We start from the raw sequence: 22,050 nt of genomic DNA, 5'->3' as shown, positions 1-22,050 counted from the left end.
CATGAATCGTACCGAAAGTTAACGATTTGGCCACTCGGGGGTGTGCTGGCGGCGAGCATTGTGCAAGTATCAATCACTCACAAAGTTGCGACGGCGATTGATGACACCGAGCCCCGCTCCGTTACGAATTGACAGGGAGACCCGCCCATGAAGTCACGGCCACTGCCTACAGATCCCAAGATCTTGCAGCTCATCCGTCGGGCGGGAGCGGCCCAGGTCGCCCGTCGCTCTGTTCTGGCGGGCGCCGGTGCGGGCGCTGCAGCGCTTGCCCTCGCCGCCTGCGGCTCCGGCTCCAGCGCAAAACCGGTGGCTGCGACAGACAAGTCGGAGAGCGACAAGACCCTGACGTGGGCCAACTGGGCGGCATACATCGACGAAGACGATGCCGGCGCATACCCGACACTGGTGGCCTTCACGGAGGAGACTGGAATCGAGGTCAACTACGATGTGGCGGTCGACGACAACAACACCTATTACGGGAAGGTGAAAGACCAACTGGCGCTCGGCAAGGAGATCGGTGCAGACCTCGTCTGTCTCACCGACTGGATGGTCTCCCGTTGGATCCGCTTCGGCTACACCCAGAAACTCGACCACTCGAATATCCCGAACCTGGCCAATCTCACTCCGAGTCTGGTCGACGTCGACTTCGACCCAGGGCGAGAGTACTCGGTGCCCTGGCAGGGCGGATTCGCCGGTGTCTGCTGGAACACCGAGAAGGTGCCGGGCGGCATCACCTCCGTCGACGACCTCTGGGACCCAGCACTCAAAGGCAGAGTCGGCGTCCTCTCCGAGATGCGCGACACGATCGGGCTGCTCATGCTCCAGAACGGCGTTGACATCTCCGGTGACTGGGGCGACGAGGACTTCACCGCAGCGAACGACGTCTTCGCCAAGCAGGTCGACGACGGTCAGGTGCGCAACATCAAGGGCAACTCCTACCTGGAAGACCTCAAGAACGAAGACACCCTGGCGGCGATCTGCTGGTCTGGCGACATCACGGTGCTGAACGCCGAAGCTGGCGACAAGTGGCAGTTCGCGCTTCCCTCCGCGGGTGGAACCTTGTGGAACGATAACTTCCTCGTGCCGATCGGGTCTCCCCGTAAGGCCAACGCCGAAGCGCTGATCAACTATTACTACGAGCCGGAGGTCGCAGCAGAGGTGGCGGCCTGGGTGAACTTCATCACTCCCGTCGAAGGCGCAAAGGAAGCGGCCATGGCCATCGACCCCGAACTCGCCGAGAACCAGCTGATCTTCCCGAACGCCGAGACGCTCGCGCAGGCCCACGTGTTCCGCGCGCTCACCGGTGCTGAGGAGCAGAAATACAACGCCGAGTTCCAGAGCGTACTGCTGGGGGCATGAGGATGCCTGCCGGTGCATTCGCGGAACGCGGAGCCGACCTTGAACTGGTCGGCATTCAGAAGCGCTTCCCCGGTTTCACGGCCATCGAGAACCTTGACCTCACGATTCCGGCCGGATCGTTCTTTGCCCTGCTCGGGCCGTCCGGTTGCGGAAAGACCACGACGCTCCGGCTGGTCGCTGGGCTCGAAGAACCGACGGCCGGACGCATCCTGATCGGCGGTGCAGACGTCACCGGGCAGAAGCCGCACCAGCGACCGGTGAACACCGTATTCCAGAGTTACGCACTCTTCCCGCACATGTCGATCATCGAGAACGTCGCATTCGGACTCCGGAGACGTCGGATCCCCGATCCGTCAGGCAAGGCGCACGAAGCGCTCAGGCTGGTCGAACTCGACCACCTCGCCCAGCGCAAACCGCAGCAACTCTCAGGAGGACAGCAACAGCGCGTCGCCCTCGCCAGGGCGATCGTCAACCGTCCAGCGCTCCTGCTGCTCGATGAACCACTCGGGGCACTCGACCTGAAGCTGCGCAGACAGATGCAGCTGGAGTTGAAGTCCATCCAGGAGGAGGTGGGCCTCACCTTCCTGCACGTCACCCACGACCAGGAGGAAGCCATGACCATGGCCGATACCGTCGCCGTGATGAACAAGGGCAGGATCGAGCAACTGGGCGCGCCTGAGCAGCTCTACGAACTGCCGAAGACTGCATTCGTCGCGAACTTCCTGGGCCAGTCGAACCTCTTCACCGGCCAGGTCGCCGGCACCACAAGCGAGGCCATCTCCGTTGACATCAATGGGCAGCCCATCATTGTTGCGCTGCCACGGGCACATCGGCACACCGGCGACGTCACGATCGGCGTGCGCCCCGAAAAGGTGAGCCTGCACCTCGATAAGCCGGTGACGGATGCCGCGCGCAACCTCGTTGGGCCCGGCCGGGTGATCGACGTGTCGTTCAGCGGCGTGAGCACCCAGTACCTCGTCGCCGTCCCTGGAGTCGGCACCATGGTGGTGTTCGCCCAGAACATGGCATTCGGCCCCGTCGCTCAAGAGGGCACAGAGGTCTGGCTGAGCTGGAACATCGAGCACGGTTTCGGGCTGGAGGACGACCCGGCAGACGTCAACGCTGAGGCGCCGAAGTTCCCCGCAGACACCGACACCAGGAGTATCGCCGCCCAGAAACGGGATGCCTTGATCTCGGAGCTCGAGGAAGGCTGACATGGCCTTCGCCGCGTTCGCCACGCAGGCCGCACCGGTAGAAGCTGCACCGCGGCGACGCAGCCGGATGGCCCTCTTCCTGCTGCTGCCCGGCATCCTGTACCTGGTGTTATTTTTCCTCACGCCGCTGATCTCGCTGCTGCTCACCTCGCTGCAGGCGCCGCGGGAGTTCGGCGACATCGGCCAGTACGACTACGCGTTCAACTGGCAGAACTACGTCACCGTGATCGACGACTACCTGCCGCACATTCTGCGCTCGTTCGGGTACGCCCTGGCAGCGACGGTGTTCGCTCTTCTGTTCAGCTACCCCCTGGCGTACTTCATCGGGGTCAAAGCCCGCCGCTGGCCTCTGCTGCAGAGCCTGATGCTGGTGCTGGTGATCGCCCCGTTCTTCATCAGCTTCCTCCTTCGCACCCTCGCCTGGAAGCAGATCCTCTCCGACGAGTCGGTGGTGATCACCTCCCTCAAGGCGCTCTCCCTGTTGGCCCCGGACGCCCACTTCACCGGGACCCCGGTTGCCGTGATCTTCGGGCTCACGTACAACTTCATCCCGTTCATGACCCTGCCGCTCTACTCGGCGCTCGAACGCCTGGACACTCGCTACCTCGAGGCGGGCAGCGACCTGTATGCCGGGCCGTTCACGGTCTTCCGCAAAGTGACGGTGCCGCTGTCGATGCCGGGCATCGTCGCCGGTACGCTGCTGACCTTCATCCCGGCGGCGGGCGACTACATCAACGCCAGCAGGGACTTCCTCGGCGGGCCTGACACGCAGATGATGGGCAACGTGATCGAGGCGAACTTCCTCGTTCTGCTCAACTATCCCGCGGCGGCGGCGCTGTCGATCATCCTGATGGCGGTGATCCTCATCATGGTGAGCATCTACGTGAAACGCAGCGGAACGGAGGACCTGCTGTGAGCGGCGAGGCGCAGGCGGGTGCCGTCGTCGGCGGACTCGTCGAAACCGAACAGCGGCCGACGCCGCCGCGCCCACGTCGCACACGCGTCACGCTCGGCTCGTGGCTGTTGCCGCTCTATGTGATTCTCGCCTTCATCTTCCTGCTCATCCCGATCATTTACACCTTCGTGTTCTCGTTCAACGATTCGATCAAGTCGAACATCGCCTGGCGCGGGTTCACCCTCGACAAGTGGCTGAACGTGTGCGCCGTGCAAAATGGCGCAGTCTGCGAGGCGTTTGGCAACAGCATGCTGATCGGGGTGGTCGCGACCGTGATCGCCACCACTCTCGGAACCATGATCGCCATCGCGCTGGTGCGCTACCGGTTCAAGGCGCGCTCGGCGATCAGTCTCCTGCTGTTCCTCCCGATGGCGACTCCAGAGGTGGTGCTCGGCGCCGGCCTGGCCGCACAGTTCCTGGCGGTCGGGGTACCGAAGGACATGATCACGATCATCATCGCCCACACCATGTTCTGCATCAGTTTTGTGGTCGTGACCGTCAAAGCGAGGGTCGCCAGCCTCGATCCAGCGCTCGAAGAGGCGGGCAGGGACCTCTACGGTGCGCCGCAGCAGGTGTTCTGGCGGATCACCTTCCCGCTTCTGCTGCCGGGTGTGCTCGCCGCCGCCCTGTTGTCGTTCGCACTCAGTTTTGACGACTTCATCATCACGAATTTCAACTCCGGCTCCGTGATGACCTTCCCGAAGTACGTCTACGTCTCGGCGTCGCGGGGCATTCCGGCCGAGGCGAACGTGGTCGCCTCAGCGGTATTCATCCTCGCGCTGGTAATCGTTGTCGCCGCGCAGGTCTCGTCGGCTGCGCGCGCCAAGCGGCTGGCCCGTCGCTGACGGGAACCCCGCAGGTCAGATGTAGCTGGCGCGGATCTGTCCGACCGGATGCCCGCCCCCGAGCACGGCGAGGTCGAGTTCGCCGGCGATCGCCTCGATGTCGGCACGTGGCACGGCTCCCGCGTCGGCGAGCAGGCTGAGCGCCACAGTATGGGCGGCGCGCAGGTTGCCATCGAGCATCTTGAGTGCGACCGTCGTGCCATCTGAAGCGGAGGCGACCATGACGCCTTCTGCACCACATTTGGCGAACAGGCCGAGGCGTTCGATGAGGATCGTGTCGCTCTGCCCCGGCCCGGCGACAACCCAGCCGTTCTCCCGGACAGCCTCGGCGAGAAAGCCGGCCTCGCGGTAGATCGCGAACGGAGAGTTCGACCGCGACATCGCGACGCGGGCGATGCCCCTGGCGAGACCGGTGAGCGAGATCGCGTGAACCGGCGCGCCGCATCCGTCGATCGCTGTCGCAGAGGGACGTTCGCCGGTAAATCGCTCGAGCACGTCGAGAATGCGCTTCTGCAACGGATGCTGCGGGTCGAGATATCCCTCGAGCGGCCAGTCGTTCGCCGCGCACGCCAGGAGCATCGCGGCGTGCTTGCCAGAGCAGTTCATGTAGATCGACTCTGCGCCGGCGCCGAGGCGCACGAGTGCGTCCCTGGACGCGCGGTCGCCCGGCCAGTCGGTTGGGCAGGCGAGGGCCGATGCCGGGATGCCCGCACGGGCGAGGAGGCCCTGGGCGAGCGCGACATGTTTCTGCGTGCCGGTGTGGCTCGCGGACGCAATGGCCGCATCCTCACCGCGCAGCGTCACACCGCTCGTCATCACGGCGATCGCTTGGAACGGTTTCATGGCCGAGCGCGGAAACACCGGCGCAGTTGCGTTGCCGAGCGTGCGCAGCACTTCACCTTCACCGGTGAGCACAACGGCGGAGCCTGAATGCCTCGATTCGACGAACCCGCCGCGCTCCACGACGGCGAGTTCGACGGCCTCAGTGACGGCGAAAGTCCCCGCCACGGCGTGTGCGGATGCGCTACCCATCGACCCGGCATTCGCCCCGCCGGTGTTCATCGACACGATCTAGAGAGCCGCGATAGCGTCGTCGATGACCGAGAGCGCATCCGCGATCAGGTCGTCGCTGAGAGCGAGGCTCGGAAGGAAGCGAAGCACGTTGCCGTAGGTGCCTGCGGTCAGCAACAGCACGCCGTGCTGGGCGGCATACTCCGCGATGGCGGTGACAGCCGCGGCGTTCGGTTCCTTCGACGTGTCGCCGGTGCCCGGCTGCACGAGCTCGATCGCGATCATGGCGCCGATGCCGCGGATGTCGCCGATGATGTCGTGCTTGTGCTGCAGCTGCTCAAGACCGCTGCGGAGTGAGTCCCCGATGCGGCGGCCCTCGACGAGCAGGTTGTTGCTCTCGATCGACTCGAAGACGGCGACGGCCGCCGCGCAGGCCACTGGGTTGCCGCCGAACGTTCCGCCGAGGCCACCGGGCTGGGCTGCGTCCATGATCTCGGCACGGCCGGTGACGGCGGCAAGCGGCAGGCCGCCGGCGATGCCCTTCGCGGTCAGAACCAGGTCGGGCGTCCAGCCGAAGTGCTCACTGGCGTAGTAGGCGCCGGTGCGCGCCATGCCGCTCTGGATCTCGTCGGCGATCATCACCACGCCGTTGGCCGTGCACCACTCCTGCAGCGCGGGCAGGTAGCCCTCAGCCGGAACCATGAAGCCGCCCTCGCCCTGGATCGGCTCGACGACCAGGCAGGCGAGGTCGGTGGCTCCGACCGACTTCTCGAGGTACTCGATGGTGCGCTGCGCGGCATCCGCACCGCTCAGTCCGTCGTGATACGGGTAGGAACTCGGTGCATGGTAGACGTCACCGGCGAGTGGCCCGAAGCCGGTCGCGTATGGCGCGGCTTTGTGGTTCATCGCCATCGTCAGGTTCGTGCGCCCGTGGTAGGCGTGGTCGAGCACGGCAACGGCACGGCGCCCAGTGTATTTGCGGGCGATCTTGACGCCGTTCTCGACGGCTTCTGCACCCGAGTTGATGAGCACGGACTTCTTCGGGAAATCGCCAGGGGTGTGCTCTGCGAGCAGCTCGGCGACCCGGATGTACTCTTCGTATGGCGTGATCGTGAAGAGGGTGTGGATGAAGTCCTGCACCTGTCCGACGGCGGCTTCGACGACGCTCGCCTCGGTGTGACCGATCGTGGTCACACCGATTCCGGCGCCGAGGTCAATGAATTGGTTGCCGTCGACGTCGACCAGGATCGCCCCGTTCGCCGAAGCGATGTAGACGGGCAGCACGGAACTCACTCCAGTCGACACGCTCTCCAGTCGTCGCTTCTGCAGTTCGACGGACTTCGGTCCTGGGACACTGGTCACGACGCGCCGTTCCTGGGGCACCGTGTAGACCGGTGCGGGGGTGGCGGCGGGGGAGGCGGTGTTGGTGGACGAGGCGGTGTTGGTGGATGCAGCGGCGTTGAGGGTGTCAGTCATGGTCTCCCCAGTTTACCGATCGCTCTGGGGTCGACGCGAAGCGGTTTCCTGCGAGAATCGTATTCAAAGCTGCGCATTGTGAAGGAGAGCTCATGAAAGCTGCACACGATTACGCCGTCCGCGTCACCTGGACGGGAAACCGGGGTACCGGAACCAGCCACTACCGGGAGTACGGCCGCGAACATCGCATCGAGGCGACGGGCAAACCCGCCATCGAAGGCTCAGCCGATCCGACCTTCCACGGTGACGCAGAACGCTGGAACCCGGAGGAGATGCTGCTCGCGGCGCTGAGCCAGTGCCACATGTTGTCGTACCTGCATGCGGCCGTCACCAACGGCATCACGGTCACCGACTACACGGATGACGCGGTGGGCGTCATGGAGCAGGCGGGCTCCGGCGGGCGTTTCACGTCGGCCACCCTGCGTCCACGCGTCACGATAACGGATGCTTCGCAGGTTGCGTTGGCCCAGTCGCTGCACGAGGAGGCGGAGCGCAACTGCTTCATCGCGGCATCCGTCAATTTCCCTGTCGGTCACGAACCGGAGACCGTTGTCGCCAGCGACTGAGTGGTTATGCGGCCTTGGCGAACCGGCTGCCCGGCTGGTGATCCTGGAGGCCCGATCCTCTGACGATGCTGCCGGCGGGCAGTTGCACGTCGCCGGGAACTCGCGCGTTCGCACCGATCTGTGAGTCTTCACCGATGCGAGTGTGACTGCCGAACTGCGCACCGCGCCCTACTGTCGTGCGGTCGCCGATGCGCACGTTACTCCCGACGACAACATCGGCCGACAGTGAGACGTCATTGCCGATCCAGCTTCCAGCGCTGATTCTGGCGCGGCTTCCCACCCTGGCGCCAGCTTCGATGTAGGCGCTCGCATCCACATACGCGCTCTCGTCGACCTGCGCGCCCGGCGCGATCCGCCCCTTGCCGTTGGAATGACGGCGGTACTTGACAACAGTGCCGTCGCTCTCTTCCCATTCTTCGAAAATCCTGCTCATATCCCCTGAAACGTATCGTGGCCGATTTCCATACCGGAAATCAGCCACGATCAGCACTATTTCGCTGTCAGCGCAGCGCGCCGGTCTGGCGAGGCTCGCATCAATCGCGCTCGGTTCAGCCCGGCCCACATCAGCCCGGCCCACATCAGCCCGGCCCGCATCAGTCCAGCCGGCACCAGTCAGGCTCGACTCAGGCCGGCGCGCACCCGAGTGTTGCCTGGCCGGTGGAGGTCCTGCCCGTCGCAGCGGCGGGCGGTGCGCTGCGTTCTGGTGCAACCGGACTGTTCGCCAGCCGATGGATGGCAGCCGCCCAGCGGCCGTCACGCGCCCTGGCCGGAGCCGGGTCATCCCGCTGCCGCGAGCGGCGGCGGGAGATCGCACGCTCTGCATCCGCAATGCGCGCTTCGTTGAGTTTCAGGATGGCGTAGTCGGAGAATTCCATGATTCCTTCACCTGCGTTGGTGTCACGTCTGCTTTGTCGTCGCCGCCGTAACTGGTGTATCGGTTTTACTGGTTATAACCTATCGTAACCACTCAAGCGGTTACAATGGTTATATGGAAAGTGGCGGAAAGAGTTCGAGCGATGGCCGGATGTTGACGCAGGAGCGCGACGAGGACCTCCTCGTCGACTTCCTGAACACCCTCGACACCGACTCGGCTACCGACGAGTTGGCGACCCAGGCCGGGCTCGACGCCTGGGCAAGCCGACACGGGCTCAGCGCCGGGGATCTCGATGAGGCGCGCAAGACTCGCGACGCCCTCCGGCTGCTGGTGACCGGCGGCCAGCCGCAGCTCCCCAGCGTCTCCCTGCGCGCGTCGTGCGATTCGGGCGGAGTGTGCCTCAGCTCAGAGACGGCGGCGGAGGCCGCGCTCGCCGCAACCGTCGTACTGAGCATCCAGGGCCGGATCAGCAGAGTGAAGCTCTGCCAGGCCGACACCTGCCGCGAGGCATATTACGACTTGTCCCGCAACGGATCCCGCGCGTGGTGCAGCATGGAGGTCTGCGGCAACCGCGCGAAGGCCCGCAGTTTCCGCTCCAAGCAGGCCTGAAACTGCACCGAACCGTGGGAAATCGACGTTCCCGGGCATCGGGAAGGTCGATCTGCCACGGTTCGACGGCCTGGTTGGGCGCTCAGAAGGTAGCGAGCGCCTCTTCGATGACGGATGCCGCGTCGTCGATCAGTTCGTCCGAGATGACGAGCGGCGGCATGATCCGCAGTACGGAGTCCCAACTGCCGGCATCAAGCGGAATGACACCGTTGCTCGTCGCGTGCTTGAGCACCGCGCTCAGAGCCTCAGGGTTCGGTTTCTTCGTGCCAGGCTGCACCAGCTCGACGCCGAACATCGCGCCCTTGCCTCGCACGTCACCGACGACGGAGAACCGGTCTGGCCAGTCGCCGATGCGCGCCAGGAGTGTCTTCTCGATGCGCTGGGCCTCGGCAATGAGTCCTTCGCGTTCGATGATGTCGAACACGGCGAGGGCCGCGGCCGTCGACACCGGGTTGCCGCCGAACGTGCCGCCGATGCCTCCCGGCTGCACGGCATCCATGATCTCCGCCCGGCCGGTGACGGCCGCGAGCGGGAAGCCGCCGGCGATGCCCTTGGCCGAGGTGACCAGGTCTGGCACCACGCCGTGGTGTTCTATCGAGTACCACGCGCCCGTTCGGGCGAGGCCCGCCTGGATCTCGTCGGCGACGAAGACGATGCCGTTCTCTGTGCAGAATTCGCTGAGCCGCGAGAAGTAGCCGGGCGCTGGGATGATGATGCCACCGTCGCCCTGGATCGGCTCAACGAAGAACGCGGCGATCTCGCTCGCGCCGATGTGGGTGTTGATGTAATCGATCGTCTTCTCTGCCGCCTCCTCGCCGCTGAGGCCGTCGCGGTATGGATAGCTGATCGGGACGCTGTACAGCTCTGCGGGCACGGGGCCCATGCCTGCCCGCTCCGGCCAGGGCCGGTAGGTCATTCCCATAGTCAGATTGGTGCGACCGTGGAAGGCGTGGTCGAGGCTGACGATGGCGCGCCGCCCGGTGTATTTGCGGGCGATCTTCACCGCGTTCTCCACCGCTTCGGATCCTGAGTTGACGAGAATCGAGTGTTTCTCGAAGTCACCTGGTGTGATCTCCGCCAGCTTCTCGGCCACTCGCACGTAGTTCTCGTACGGCGTGACGGTGAACAGGGTATGCGTGAGCTTCGCGGCCTGCGCTGCTGCTGCGGCAGCGACATCCGGATGCGCGTGGCCGACGGTCATGACCCCGATGCCGGAGCCGAGATCGATGAGCTGGTTGCCGTCGACATCGACCAGGATGGCGCCCGCACCGTGATCCATATAGATATTGGCCAGTGTGCCGGCGCCGCGCGAAACGGCGCGTACGCGGCGCTCCTGCAGGGCGACGGATGCCGGACCCGGCAGTTCGGTGACGAGCTTGCGCTTCTGGGGGACGGAGAACTCACGAGTCATGGCTTCAGCTTACGTCGCGCATCCTGAGCGTCACCCACGCTCACCCTCAGACTCAGCGGCGTTCGCGCGGGAAGACCCGGTCGGCGATCTTCTGCAGGGCTCCCTGCGGCGGGGCCTCGTTGTAGACGCCGGCCAGTTCCTGGCCGCTCAGCGCGTGGATCGCGGCCATGATCTCATCCGTGGCCAGGCGCCTGGCCTTCCCGGACTCGGCCGACCCGTGCACGCTGACGTCGATCGGCTCACCGAACGCCACGGTGACCTTGCGGATGCGCGGGACCTTCGCGCCGACCGGCTGGATCTCCTGGGTGCCGATGAGTCCGACGGGCACGACCACGGCTCCCGTGGTGAGGGCAAGCCAGGCCACTCCGGTGCGCCCTCTGTAGAGGCGACCGTCGAGCGAGCGCGTGCCCTCTGGGTAGATCGCGAATGCGCCGTCAGACTCGAGCACGCGTCTGCCGGCGTCCAGCGCCACCTGGGCCGCTTGTCCGGCCCCGCGCTCGACACCGATAGCGCCGATGGCAGTGAAGAAGTTGCGGGACACCCAGCCCCGTGGGCCGGTTCCGGTGAAGTAGGTGCTCTTGGCCAGGAACTGCACCCGACGGGGCGCCGTGAGGGGAATCACCAGACTGTCGATGAACGACAGATGATTGCTCGCGAGGATGACCGGGCCGTTCTTCGGGATGTTCTCCCGGCCGGTGATCGTTGGCCTGAAGACCAACCGTGCAATCGGCGCCATGATCCCGTAGCCCAGGAAGTAGACGAATCCCGGCCGTTTTGGAGCTTCTGCCGCACCGGCATCATTGCCGTCTTCGAGGGAATCTGTCACCGTACGACTGTAGCGCCGGTTATATGCATCCGTTGGTATGTTCAGGCGGCATGTCAGCCGCGGCATACGAAGCAGGCATGATGGGCAGGTGCCAGGTGACATTCTGATCGTTCTGACGGCCGGCCCTGCCGATGGTGAGACTGCGCTCGCCGAAGCCGTCGCCGTGGCGACCGGCTGCGACCCGGCCGCGGTGAAGATCGTTCGCCGCTGTCTGCGGTGCGGCAGCCAGGAACACGGCAAGCCGTCGGTCAGGATCATGACCGCCGACGGCGTCGAATCCGGTGCTGGAGTTCACACGAGCCTCAGCCGGACGTCCGGCTTGGTCGCCGTGGGGGTTGCGGTGGGGGGCACGAGAGCCGGCCCGATCGGCCTCGACATCGAACACCCAGACCTCGTCGCCAAGGCGCCCCTGGCCGCCGCGCTCCTGCATCCGCTGGAACAAGCCGCGTTGGACGTTCTGCCCGAAGGAGCCAGGAACGACCGACTTGCCAGGCTCTGGACCGTCAAGGAGGCGATACTGAAGGCCACTGGCTGGGGGCTGAACATTGATCCGGCCGAACTGGCCGTCACCTTCGCTGCGCACGCGAACAGCGAAGTTGTACGACTCGTCAGGTGGCCTGTCGCGTTGCAGCTTGACCAGCCGCCGCAGATCGAAATGCTCGACCTCCCACGCGGGATCGTCGGAGCACTTGCCATCCTCGATGCGGGGCCGTACCGCATCCGAATCACGACCGTGTGATCGGCAGTGTCACCGACGGCAGTGTCACCGACGGCAGTGTCACCGACGGCAGTGTTACCGACGTCTGGGCGGCAATTTGGGCAGCGCGGTGTCGAACAGCCACGCCGCGAGCAGGGGACCGGTTGGCCGGTCGGATGACTCGCTGACATGGGCAAGGAACTGCTCGGTGGTCACCGAACCATGGCGGTGCTCGAATGTCCACTTTCTCAGCAACTCGAAGAACGCCTCGTCGCGGATCGTCACCCTGAGCGCGTGCAGGGTGAGTGCACCTCGTTTGTATAGCCGGTCGTCGAACATGAGATCCGGGCCCGGGTCGCCAATCGCGAAGTCCTGGGGGAGTGCATTCAGCCGTGTCCAGTGGTGCTCGGCCAGATGCGCGGCGCTCGTCGAACCAGACGCCTCAGACCACAGCCACTCGGCGTAGCAGGCGAACCCTTCATGCAGCCAGATGTGCTTCCAGGATGCCGCCGTGAGGCTGTTGCCGAACCACGAGTGGGCGAGCTCATGCGCGATCAGTCGCACCTCGCCCTGGTGCCCGTCGACGTGGTTGCGACCGAAGACAGACAGACCGTGCGCCTCAAGCGGAATCTCGAGGTCGTCATCCGTCACCACCACGGTGTACTCGCTGAACGGGAACTCGCCGAACAGCTTCTCAAAGACCTCGATCATCGCCGACTGGCCGCCGAAGTCGGCGCCGAAGTCGGCGGCGAGATCCTCTGGGATGTACGCATACTGCGGAATCCGCGCCGGCGGCAGGGCATACGACTGGTAATAACCGATCTGCACTGTCGCGAGATAGGTGGCCATCGGCTCAGTGGTCTCGAAGACCCAACGGGTTCGGCTCGACCTCACCGTGCGCGACACCAGCGTGCCGTTGGCGACAACTCGGTAGGGGGAATCGGTGGTCATCGCGAGCTGCATGGTGGCCTTGTCGCCAGGATGATCGTTGCAGGGAAACCAGGTGGGCGCCCCGCACGGCTGACCGGCGACGATGACACCCTCCGCGAGTTCCTCCCAGCCGACCTCTCCCCACCGGCTTCTTCGCGGACCGGGGGAGCCGCCGTACCGCACCGAGACGATGAACGACGCGCCGGCTTCGATCGGCCTGGCGGGGGTGATCGTGAGTTTCTGCGTATTCTGGACTACTTTCGCCACCCGCACCCCGTCGACGGAAACCTTGCTTGCAACCAGCCCGGTGAGATCGAGGCTGAACCGACCGAGCGGCTGCGACGCGGTCGCGGTGATGACGGCCGTGCCGGTGAGTCGGTTGCTCGCCATCCGGTAGTCGAGTTCGAGCGCGTAGTGCGACACCGAATACCCGCTGTTCCCACTGCCGGGGAGATAGTCATCGCCGGCACTCGCTCCACCGGATTCGGGGATGAGATCGCGTGCCTTCACCTCGCCACTGTATTCCACGGTTCGTGCTTCCACGGCGCAATCGGGTTTCCTGCCCACCGGCTCGAAGGGGGCACCACCTCTCCGCGCATCACCAGCGACGCCGGGCCGACGCTGGCGCCCGCACCGATGGCCGCTGCCGGAAGGATGACGCTGTGCGGGCCGAGCGTTCCGCCCGCTGCCAGCTCAACGGTGTCGAGTTGCATGACCCGGTCGTGGAACAGATGGGTCTGCACGACAGAGCCCCGGTTCACTGTTGCGCCGTCGCCGAGCGTGATCAGGTCGGCTTCGGGAAGCCAGTATGACTCGCTCCACACTCCGCGACCGATTCGGGCGCCGAGGGAACGCAGCCACCAGGCGAGGGCGGGTGTGCCGGTCGCGGCTACGGCGAACCAGGGCGCTGCAACCAGCTCGACGAAGGCATCCGATACCTCGTTTCGCCAGACGAACGACGACCACAGCGGATGCTCGCGCACCGCGATCCGCCCGACCAGCGTCCACTTCATCACGGTCGTCGCACCCGCGGCCACTGCGCCCGCCGCGAGAAGGACGATCCCGGAGGCGGCGATCGCCCAGCCGACCCCCCAGGCGCCGATCATCCACTGCAGGCAGACCAGAACGCCGAGGCCGATGGCGGCGGTGACGACAACGGGAACGAACCGGCACAGTTCCCAGAGCAACCGGGCTGCTTTGAGCCTGATCGGAGGCTTGAAGGTTCGGGTTTCGTCGAACTCCGCGACCGCCCTGCGGAGGCGCACCGGAGGATTTCCGAGCCACGACGAGCCGGACTTCGCCTTGCGCGGTGTGGCGGAGAGTACCGCGACCAGGCCGTTCTTCGGCACCGACCGGCCCGGCCCGGTCATTCCGGAGTTGCCAAGGAACGCTCGCCGCCCGACCTTCGCCTCGTCGATGCGCAGCCACCCGTGACCAAGCTCATACGAGCCGATCATGGTGTCGTCTGCGAGGAAGGCGTAGTCGCCGATCGTGGTCATCGAGGGGAGCAGCAGCACAGTGGACGCTTCGACACCCTTGCCGACCTTCGCCCCGAGCAGCCGGAGCCAGACCGGGGTGAACAGGCTGGCGTAGAACGGGAAGAGCACCGTGCGGGCGGAATCGAGCAGGCGCTCCGTTGCCCAGACCTGCCAGCCGATGCGGCTGCGAACCGGGTACTGGCCTGGGCGGATGCCGATGCCCAGCAGGCGAACGGACGCCACAACGAGCAGCGCGTACAGCACACCGCCGGCCGCCACCGCCAGGGGGAGCCAAATGAGGGCGTGGAGCGCAGCTTCACCCAGTGTGGACGCTGCCGACAGGCCCGGCCAGATGACGAGTACAGCGGCCAGGACAGCGATCAGCGGCAGGATCGACAGCACAACAGAGCCCACACCGTAGGCAATCAGCCAGTGTGAAGCCTGCGGCGGGCGTTCAAGGGGCCAGTCGTGTTTGGCTTTGCCGATGCGCTCGGCGGGCGAACCGGCCCAGAGCTGGCCGGCCGGAACCCGTCCGTGCACGGCGGAGCCCGCAGCGATCTCCGCACCCTTGCCCACCCTGGTTCCCGGCAGGAGGGTGCTGCGCGAGCCGACGGTGGCTTCTGCGCCGATCTGCACAGAACCGAGGCGCAGCACGTCGCCGTCGATCCAGTACCCGGCGAGATCGACCTCAGGCTCGATCGAGGCGCCGCTTCCGATCTTGAGCATGCCGGTGATCGGCGGCAGGGAATGCAGGTCGACGCCGCGGCCGATTCGGGCTCCGAGCGCACGCGCGTAGTAGCTGATCCAGGGAGCGCCGGCGAGATTGGTGGCGCCGACCAGGTGCGCGACCTGTTCGGCCAGCCAGAGGCGCAGGTGCACACTCCCGCCTCGCGGGTAATCACCGGGTGTCAGCCCGCCGAGGAGCAGCCGCGCCGCGACAACGGATACCGCCATGCGGCCGGGCGGGGTGATGAACAGAACAAATCCCGCCAGAATCCACCACCACGGCACGGTCGGCGCCCACGGCACCGGTGTGAACAGGGAGAGCACATTGTTGGCTGTGAGCAGGTACACGGTCCAGCGCAGACCGACCAGGATGTGCAACGGAATTCCGAGGAGGGTCTGCACGATTTGGGTGCGCATCGGTGTGGGGGAGACGACGCGCGGTTCCTGCTCCGGTTCAGGGGCGCGGGAATCGAGCTCGGTGGCCAGCGCCCCGATGCGCGGGTGGTCGTAGATGTCGGAGACTCGGGTGTCAGGGAACCTGGTGCGGATGGCGGAGACGAGTTGGGCAGCCGTGAGCGAACCGCCGCCGTGAGCGAAGAAATCGTCGTCTTCGCCGGTCACCGGTGAACCGAGGATTCCGGTCCAGTGTTCGGCGAGCCAGGCAGCGGTGTCACTGAGGTTTTCACGAAGGCCGGCGGCGTCGCCGGCAGCGACTGCGGAAGGCAGCGGCCACGGCAGGGCAGCCCTGTCGACCTTGCCAGAGGTGCGTGTCGGAATGGTGTCGACGACGGCAAGCAGCGGCACCAGGGCGGCGGGGAGTTCCAAGCGAAGCGTGACCATCGCGGCATCCGTATCGAATTCGGCGGCAGGATCGGTCGGCGCGATGTACCCGACCAGGATCTGGTTTCCGGCCGGCGTGGTCTGCACAACCGCGGCGCTGCCACCGACCCCGGCGAGCGCACCGAGAGCGGCGTCGATCTCACCGAGCTCGATGCGACGGCCGCCCAGTTTGACCTGGTCGTCTGCGCGCCCGATGAAAACCAGGCCAGCGGCCTCGAACCTCACCAGGTCACCTGATCGATAGGCGCGGTCCCAGCCGAGGGTCGGCATCGCCGCGTACTTCTCGGCATCCTTCTCCGGATCGAGGTAGCGGGCGAGTCCGACGCCGCCGATGATCAGCTCGCCGACCTCGCCCTCAGCAACCGGCTGGCCGGCCGCATCGACGACGGCCAGGTCCCAGCCGTCCAGCGGCAGTCCGATGCGCACGGGAGGCGCGCCCGTGAGCACGGCGGCGCAGGCGACGACGGTGGCCTCTGTCGGCCCGTAGGTGTTCCACACCTCCCGCCCCTCGACGGCAAGGCGTTCGGCGAGCTCAGGCGGCACGGCTTCGCCTCCGAAGATGAGAAGTCGAACGAGTTCCAGCGATTCAACGGGCCACAGCCCGGCGAGTGTGGGGACTGTTGAGACCACCGTGATGCCGTGCGCGATCAGCCACGGGCCGAGGTCGACTCCAGAGTGGACGAGTGATCGTGGTGCAGGAACCAGGCAGGCACCGTTCCTCCAGGCGAGCCACATCTCCTCGCAGGAAGCGTCGAAGGCGACGGACAGGCCCGCCAGCACCCTGTCGCCAGGGCCGATCGGATCGTCTGTCAGGAACAACCGGGTTTCAGCGTCGACGAAAGCCGCCGCAGAACGGTGGGTGACCGCGACACCCTTTGGCGTGCCCGTCGACCCTGAGGTGAAGATCACCCAGGCGTCGTCATCTGGCCGGGGCAGGTCGACAACGGGAAAGGTGCCGGTCGGAGTGCCGAGCGTCGGGATGCCGCTGGTGGGCGGATCCCGCTGCACCAGCGGCCCGTCATCGGCCCTGGTTCGTGGCACCAATACGCCGTCTGCGCCGATCACGCCGACAACATCCGCTTCTCCAAAGACCAGCTCCGCCCGTTCGTCTGGATCGTCTGCATCCACGGGCACATAGCTCGCCCCGGCGACCAGGGTGGCGAGGATCGAGATATACAGCGTCCTGGTACCAGAGGGAATTCGGATCCCCACCCGGTCGCCCCTGCGAACACCGGCGAGGCTGAGCTGTGCTGCAGCCGAATTCACCAGCCGAAGAAGCTCGCGATAGCTCAGTGCGCCGTCGGTGTCCGCCAAGGCGGATGCCTGCGGATCGGCCGCGGCACTCGCGCGCAGGATGTCGACGAGGGTGCGCGGCTCTGCCGCTCTCGAACCTGCGAGGAGAAGTCCGGGGTCGTGCGGGGTCATATGGCCTATCTTCTCGTGACAGCAGGACTCGCGGGAGCCTACGCGGCTTCAATGTACAGCGGGTGAACGACGGCCGTTCTGTCGTTGCGCCTAGCATGGGAGCGTGCGCACAGTCATTATTCTCGGCTCGACCGGCTCCATCGGAACACAAGCCCTCGACGTGATCAGGGCCAACCCAACGCGTTTCGACGTGGTCGGCCTGTCCGCAGGGCGAAACCGCGAACTCCTGGGCGATCAGGCTGAACGGTTCGGGGTTGAGCACACGGCGCTCGGGGCGGAAGAGGCTGAGCAACTGGTTCGAGACGTCGAAGCCGATGTCGTCCTGAACGGCATCACCGGGTCTGTCGGGCTTGGTCCGACGTTGGCAGCGCTGAAGGCCGGCCGCACCCTGGCTCTGGCGAACAAGGAATCGCTGATCGTCGGCGGCGACCTCGTGACCTCCCTGGCGGCACCCGGGCAGATCGTGCCGGTCGACTCAGAACACTCCGCCATCGCCCAGGCGCTGCGCTCCGGTACGCCACGCGAAGTGCGGCGCCTCGTTGTCACGGCATCCGGCGGCCCGTTTCGAGGGCGCAGCCGTGACCAGATGACGGATGTCACCCCGGCGCAGGCGCTCGCGCACCCCACCTGGGACATGGGGCTGGTCGTCACGACCAATTCGGCCACCATGGTGAACAAGGGGCTCGAGGTGATCGAGGCGCACCTGCTCTTCGACGTCGATTACGACCGCATCGACGTGGTGGTGCACCCGCAGTCGCTGGTGCACTCGATGGTCGAATTCATCGACGGGTCCACCATCGCTCAGGCGTCGCCGCCCGACATGCGCCTGCCGATCTCGCTCGGGCTGGACTGGCCGAATCGCATCGGAGCGGTCGGCAACCCGATCGACTGGACCACTCCTCAGGAATGGACCTTCGAGCCGCTCGACGATGTTGCATTCCCGGCTGTCGCGCTCGCGAAGCAGGTCGGAAGGGCCGGCGGCACATACCCGGCGGTCTTCAACGCCGCCAACGAGCAGGCGGTTGCCGCCTTCCACGCCGGGCGCATCCCGTTCCTCACCATCGTCGACACCGTGCGGCGCGTGGTAGACGCGCACGAGCAGGAGGGTGCGCTCAGCCTGGAGTCGCTCGCCGCCGCCGAAGAGTGGGCGCGCACGAGGGCTGACGCGCTGCTCGCTTCCTGACCACCCGCGGCCCCTGCACCGCGCGATACTCTGCGCCGAACCATGAGCTGAGCACCTTCCCAGCGCTGAGAAGGTGCTCAGCTCACGGCTCGGCGAGGAATTCGAGGCCGTTGTGCCCAGGCGACGCGTTCAGGCGACGCGTTCAGTCGTCGCTTTCGGGCGTCGGTTCCGCGCCCGGGTTCTCGGACGCCGGCGGTTCGGTGGGTTCCGTCGTGGGTTCTTCCGTCGGTTCAGGCGGCGGCGCAGGCGTCGACGTGTTTCCACCGTTGCCATTCCCGTTGCCGTTGTTGCCCTTGCCGTTGCCGTTGTTCCCGTTCCCTTCATCCTCCTCGGAATCGTCGTCGTCCGACGGGGGAGCGGGAGGCGGCGTGACCGCGGCAATGGCCGCCGCCAGATCGGCACCAACCAGGTTGATGGCGGCCTGGATTTCCGCCGATCGAGCCGACGTCACCTCCTCGGCCGCCGCGGCCCCAAGCAGGTCGGCCTGAACAGAACCGAGCGCCGTTTGCGCGCCCGCGTAATCGCCGGCAGCGGCAGCCGTCGTGACCGCGAGCACACCGGCCCTGAGCTGTTCGGCTGCCTGGGCTTGCAGCGCTGGCGGAGTCGGAGCGCAGCCAGTGAGGGATGCGGCGATGAGAAGGATCCCGGCGCCGACAGCGGTAATGCGGTAGCGGAACGTGCTCATGGGTTCACACTCTCCTGGAGCTGTTGCAGATGTTCGCCGAGTGGACCGTCGACCGCCGGATAACTCGGTGGCGGCTGTGTCTCTGGGGCAGTCGGGCGCAGCACGAACAACACGGTCACGACGGCAATGGCGACGACAACGAGCGCAAGAAGCCAGAGGAGTATGCGCGTGCTGCGCCTGGCCGATCGGCGACCAGTAGTGGCCGTATTGCCAGTGGGGATCGGTGTGCCAGTGGAGGTCGGTGTGACCATTCCCGTGGCTGCTGTCCCGGTCCAGTCGCCGCCACGACTGTCGCCTACCCCGTTGGCGCCCCGTCCGGCGGCGGGCGCCATACCGGTGTCCGCGGGCGCCATCGCACCGAGCATGACGGTCGGCGCCGTGGGATCAGCGGGGTCAGTAGAGTGTGGCGCCTGCCCTGCGCCGACCACATCTGCGCCGACCGAATCTGCGCCGACCGAATCTGCGCCGACCGAATCTGCGCCGACCGAATCTGCGCTGACAGGAAGCGGCTTGGTCGCCCCGGTCATCGGTCCGGGCGATGCCGTCGCCACGGGTACGCCAGCAGCCAGGCCACGGAGTATCTCCGCGGCGACCTCGGCGCTCGGCCGTTCGTCTGGCTCGCGACGCGTCATCCGTTCAAGCACGTCTGCCCAGCCTGAGCCGAGTGAATCCGGAATCTCCGGTTGGCGTTGGAGCCTCGCCATCGCCGACTCCACTGCGGTGCCCGGGTAGCTGCGTTCTGCGGTGAGGCACTCCAGGAGCACCAGACCGAGTGAGTAGACATCCGACGACGGGCCGATCGCCGAACCGAGCGCCTGCTCAGGGCTCAGGTAGTTCGCGGTGCCGAGCAGCGTGCCGGTTGCGGTCAGCCTGCTGCCGTCGACGAGGCGTGCGATGCCGAAATCCGCGAGCTTGGCGTGAGTGGTGCGGCCGTGCATGCCGCCGTGTGCGAGCAACACGTTCGCCGGCTTGACGTCACGGTGGATGATTTCCCTGCCATGCACGTAGTGAAGGGCCTCTGAAATATCCGCACCGATGGCCGCGACTTCCGCTGGGGAAAGCGGGCCTGACGCGATCTTGCTGCGGAGGTCTGACCCGTCGACGTACTCCATCACGATGAAGGAACGCGGCGATCCGTTCATCGAGGTGATTCCGGCATCGAAGAGCGTGACGAGCGCGAAGTGGTTGAGACTGGCAAGTACGGTGACCTCGCCGCGCTGCCGCTCGGGGTCTGCCCCTTCGCCTGAGTCTGCGCGGAACAGCTTGACGGCGACAGAGCGGCCAAGCAGCGTATCCGTTGCCTGGTAGACAGCCGCCATCCCGCCCGTGCCGACCAACCGGTCGACACGGAAGCGATCGGCCAGCAGAGTGCCGATCGGTCCGGTCTCATTCGCTGTTGACAGGGCGAGTCCTCCTCGGGAAAGTGGGCATTGGCCCCAGCATAAGCGCATAGCCTGTAGCCAGCCGGTTCGCAGCTTGATGCGACTAATCTGTCCCTGTGGAATCTGTGCTGCTGTTCATCCTGGGCGTCGCCGTCGTCATCGTCGGTCTCGCCCTGTCGATCGGCCTGCACGAAATCGGACACCTGGTTCCGGCCAAACTCTTCGGGGTGAAGGTCACGCAGTACATGATCGGCTTCGGGCCGACCTTGTGGTCACGACACAAGGGTGAGACCGAATACGGCGTGAAGGCCATCCCGCTCGGCGGCTACATCTCGATGATCGGCATGTTCGCGCCTGCCAAACCGGGCGGCGCGGCGCGCGAGGCCAGCACCGGCTTCTTCCAGACCCTGGTGCAGGAGGGGGCTCCTGAAAAGAAGCCAGGCGCCCTGGCGACCATGGTCGAGGATGCCCGCCAGGCCAGCGCAGAAACGATCGGCCACGGAGAAGACCACCGCGCCTTCTATCGGCTTCCGGTCTGGAAACGCGTCATCGTCATGCTCGGCGGACCGTTCATGAACCTCGTCATCGCTGTGGTGCTGTTCGCAATCCTGCTGATGGGTTTCGGCACCGCTCAGGTGTCGACGACCCTCGGCAGCGTCAACGAATGTGTGCTGTCGGCGACCAGTGAGCGGCAGACCTGTGCGGCCGGCGACGAGGAATCACCCGGGGCCGCTGCCGGCCTGAAGCCAGGCGATCGCCTGGTCAGCATCAACGGCACGGCCATCGACAGCTGGGCTCAGTCGACCGAGATCATCCGCGAATCGCCTGGCACGCCGCTCGACGTTGTGGTGGAGCGGGGCGGCACGGACCTGTCGCTGGTCGTCACGCCGAAGCTGAGTGAGCGTTACGCGACGGATGCCGACGGCCAGATCGTGAAGGATGCTGAGGGTAACCAGGTCACTACCGAGGTCGGTTTTGTCGGGATCGGTGCCGCTGGCGAACTCGTTCGGCAGCCGGCATCCGCTGTTCTCCCGTTGGTGGGGGAGAACATCGTCGGGGTCGTCCACATCATCCTCAACCTGCCGCAGCGCTTGATCGACGTCGCCAACGCGGCGTTCGGTCCGGGGGAACGCGACCCGAACGGTCCCATCAGCGTGGTGGGCGTCGGCCGGCTGGCGGGAGAGATCGCGAGCATCGACACCATCCCTGTGGTGGAGAAGGTGGCGAGCATGCTCAGCCTGCTCGCCTCTGTCAACATCGCCCTCCTCGTGTTCAACCTCATTCCACTGATGCCGCTCGACGGTGGCCATGTCGCCGGGGCACTGTGGGAAGGCATCCGCAAGGCGTGGGCGAAGCTGTTCAAGAAGCCCTCGCCTGGGCCGGTCGACACGGCCAAGCTGATGCCGGTGACCTTCGCCGTCGTGATTGTGCTCGGTGGCATGAGCCTGCTGCTCATCTACGCCGACATCGTGAAGCCCATCAGCCTCTTGGGCTGAGGCAGCGTCTACTCCCTCGGGAGTAGACGCGTGCTCCCGGCGGTGGACGCGGCGGTGCCCGG

Annotated in this window: 19 protein-coding genes; 9 read left to right on the top strand and 10 right to left on the bottom strand. The window is 66.0% G+C overall.

The genetic code is table 11. From position 1 onward, the window contains the following. Positions 1-147: 147 nt before the first annotated feature. The 4 genes from K323_RS0105050 to K323_RS0105035 all read left to right on the top strand — a co-directional run bounded on the left by K323_RS0105050 (position 148) and on the right by K323_RS0105035 (position 4,373). The gene (locus K323_RS0105050; protein WP_022884201.1) at positions 148-1,359 is read left to right on the top strand and encodes an ABC transporter substrate-binding protein; all 1,212 of its coding nucleotides are present in this window, start codon (positions 148-150) and stop codon (positions 1,357-1,359) included. 2 nt (positions 1,360-1,361) lie between these two features. Next, on the top strand, positions 1,362-2,573 hold the full coding sequence (locus K323_RS0105045; RefSeq protein ID WP_026851251.1) for an ABC transporter ATP-binding protein: 1,212 nt from the start codon (positions 1,362-1,364) through the stop codon (positions 2,571-2,573). A 1-nt stretch (position 2,574) separates the two neighbouring features. Continuing rightward, positions 2,575-3,489, top strand: a complete 915-nt coding sequence (locus K323_RS0105040; protein WP_022884199.1) for an ABC transporter permease — start codon at positions 2,575-2,577, stop codon at positions 3,487-3,489. Between the two features lie 104 nt (positions 3,490-3,593). After that, positions 3,594-4,373, top strand: coding sequence for an ABC transporter permease (locus K323_RS0105035; RefSeq protein ID WP_026851250.1), 780 nt, complete (start codon positions 3,594-3,596; stop codon positions 4,371-4,373). A 15-nt stretch (positions 4,374-4,388) separates the two neighbouring features. On the opposite strand, the gene K323_RS0105030 is transcribed toward K323_RS0105035, so the two are convergent. Beyond that, positions 4,389-5,435, bottom strand: a complete 1,047-nt coding sequence (locus K323_RS0105030) for an asparaginase (RefSeq protein WP_425402260.1) — start codon at positions 5,433-5,435, stop codon at positions 4,389-4,391. Between the two features lie 9 nt (positions 5,436-5,444). Beyond that, the gene (gabT, locus tag K323_RS0105025; protein ID WP_022884196.1) at positions 5,445-6,860 is read right to left on the bottom strand and encodes a 4-aminobutyrate--2-oxoglutarate transaminase; all 1,416 of its coding nucleotides are present in this window, start codon (positions 6,858-6,860) and stop codon (positions 5,445-5,447) included. 92 nt (positions 6,861-6,952) lie between these two features. Here gabT (K323_RS0105025) and K323_RS0105020 point away from each other — a divergent pair, with 92 nt between their 5' ends. Further along, a complete protein-coding gene (locus K323_RS0105020; RefSeq protein ID WP_022884195.1) occupies positions 6,953-7,426 on the top strand; it encodes an OsmC family protein in 474 nt (157 codons plus the stop codon). A 4-nt stretch (positions 7,427-7,430) separates the two neighbouring features. Here the strand turns inward: K323_RS0105020 and K323_RS29740 are convergent, their stop codons facing one another. Together K323_RS29740 and K323_RS29735 are read right to left on the bottom strand one after the other, a co-directional pair. Next, the gene (locus K323_RS29740) at positions 7,431-7,859 is read right to left on the bottom strand and encodes a DapH/DapD/GlmU-related protein (RefSeq protein WP_022884194.1); all 429 of its coding nucleotides are present in this window, start codon (positions 7,857-7,859) and stop codon (positions 7,431-7,433) included. 190 nt (positions 7,860-8,049) lie between these two features. Then, on the bottom strand, positions 8,050-8,301 hold the full coding sequence (locus K323_RS29735) for a hypothetical protein (RefSeq protein WP_022884193.1): 252 nt from the start codon (positions 8,299-8,301) through the stop codon (positions 8,050-8,052). A 113-nt stretch (positions 8,302-8,414) separates the two neighbouring features. Between K323_RS29735 and K323_RS0105005 the strand changes: the two genes are divergently transcribed. Then, positions 8,415-8,909, top strand: a complete 495-nt coding sequence (locus K323_RS0105005; protein WP_245570923.1) for a CGNR zinc finger domain-containing protein — start codon at positions 8,415-8,417, stop codon at positions 8,907-8,909. 82 nt (positions 8,910-8,991) lie between these two features. On the opposite strand, the gene gabT (K323_RS0105000) is transcribed toward K323_RS0105005, so the two are convergent. Together gabT (K323_RS0105000) and K323_RS0104995 are read right to left on the bottom strand one after the other, a co-directional pair. Continuing rightward, positions 8,992-10,320: a 4-aminobutyrate--2-oxoglutarate transaminase gene (gabT, locus tag K323_RS0105000; RefSeq protein ID WP_022884191.1), complete on the bottom strand. Its 1,329-nt coding sequence runs from the start codon at positions 10,318-10,320 to the stop codon at positions 8,992-8,994. A gap of 52 nt (positions 10,321-10,372) precedes the next feature. Continuing rightward, positions 10,373-11,056 carry a lysophospholipid acyltransferase family protein gene (locus K323_RS0104995; protein ID WP_245570930.1) on the bottom strand — a complete coding sequence of 228 codons (684 nt, stop codon included), beginning with the start codon at positions 11,054-11,056 and terminating at the stop codon, positions 10,373-10,375. A gap of 178 nt (positions 11,057-11,234) precedes the next feature. On the opposite strand from K323_RS0104995, the gene K323_RS28760 reads away from it, so the two are divergent. Then, positions 11,235-11,885, top strand: a complete 651-nt coding sequence (locus tag K323_RS28760) for a 4'-phosphopantetheinyl transferase family protein (protein WP_022884189.1) — start codon at positions 11,235-11,237, stop codon at positions 11,883-11,885. Between the two features lie 54 nt (positions 11,886-11,939). On the opposite strand, the gene K323_RS0104985 is transcribed toward K323_RS28760, so the two are convergent. Further along, the gene (locus K323_RS0104985) at positions 11,940-13,283 is read right to left on the bottom strand and encodes a M1 family metallopeptidase (RefSeq protein ID WP_084697044.1); all 1,344 of its coding nucleotides are present in this window, start codon (positions 13,281-13,283) and stop codon (positions 11,940-11,942) included. Next, on the bottom strand, positions 13,280-17,242 hold the full coding sequence (locus K323_RS0104980; RefSeq protein WP_022884187.1) for a Pls/PosA family non-ribosomal peptide synthetase: 3,963 nt from the start codon (positions 17,240-17,242) through the stop codon (positions 13,280-13,282). Before K323_RS0104980 ends, K323_RS0104985 begins: the two co-directional genes overlap by 4 nt. Before the next feature lie 103 nt (positions 17,243-17,345). On the opposite strand from K323_RS0104980, the gene dxr reads away from it, so the two are divergent. Further along, the gene (gene dxr / locus K323_RS0104975; RefSeq protein WP_022884186.1) at positions 17,346-18,425 is read left to right on the top strand and encodes a 1-deoxy-D-xylulose-5-phosphate reductoisomerase; all 1,080 of its coding nucleotides are present in this window, start codon (positions 17,346-17,348) and stop codon (positions 18,423-18,425) included. A 142-nt stretch (positions 18,426-18,567) separates the two neighbouring features. Here the strand turns inward: dxr and K323_RS0104970 are convergent, their stop codons facing one another. Next, complete coding sequence (locus tag K323_RS0104970) at positions 18,568-19,110, bottom strand: hypothetical protein (protein ID WP_022884185.1); 543 nt, start codon at positions 19,108-19,110, stop codon at positions 18,568-18,570. Beyond that, on the bottom strand, positions 19,107-20,474 hold the full coding sequence (locus K323_RS0104965) for a serine/threonine-protein kinase (protein ID WP_425402263.1): 1,368 nt from the start codon (positions 20,472-20,474) through the stop codon (positions 19,107-19,109). Before K323_RS0104965 ends, K323_RS0104970 begins: the two co-directional genes overlap by 4 nt. Positions 20,475-20,608: 134 nt before the next feature. Between K323_RS0104965 and K323_RS0104960 the strand changes: the two genes are divergently transcribed. Further along, a complete protein-coding gene (locus tag K323_RS0104960; protein WP_022884183.1) occupies positions 20,609-21,988 on the top strand; it encodes a M50 family metallopeptidase in 1,380 nt (459 codons plus the stop codon). Positions 21,989-22,050: the final 62 nt, after the last annotated feature.

The organism is Glaciibacter superstes DSM 21135 (assembly GCF_000421145.1).
Taxonomy (GTDB): Bacteria; Actinomycetota; Actinomycetes; order Actinomycetales; family Microbacteriaceae; genus Cryobacterium; species Cryobacterium superstes.
The sequence above is the reverse complement of the archived record's forward strand: the minus strand, read 5'-3'. Positions and strand labels throughout refer to the sequence as shown.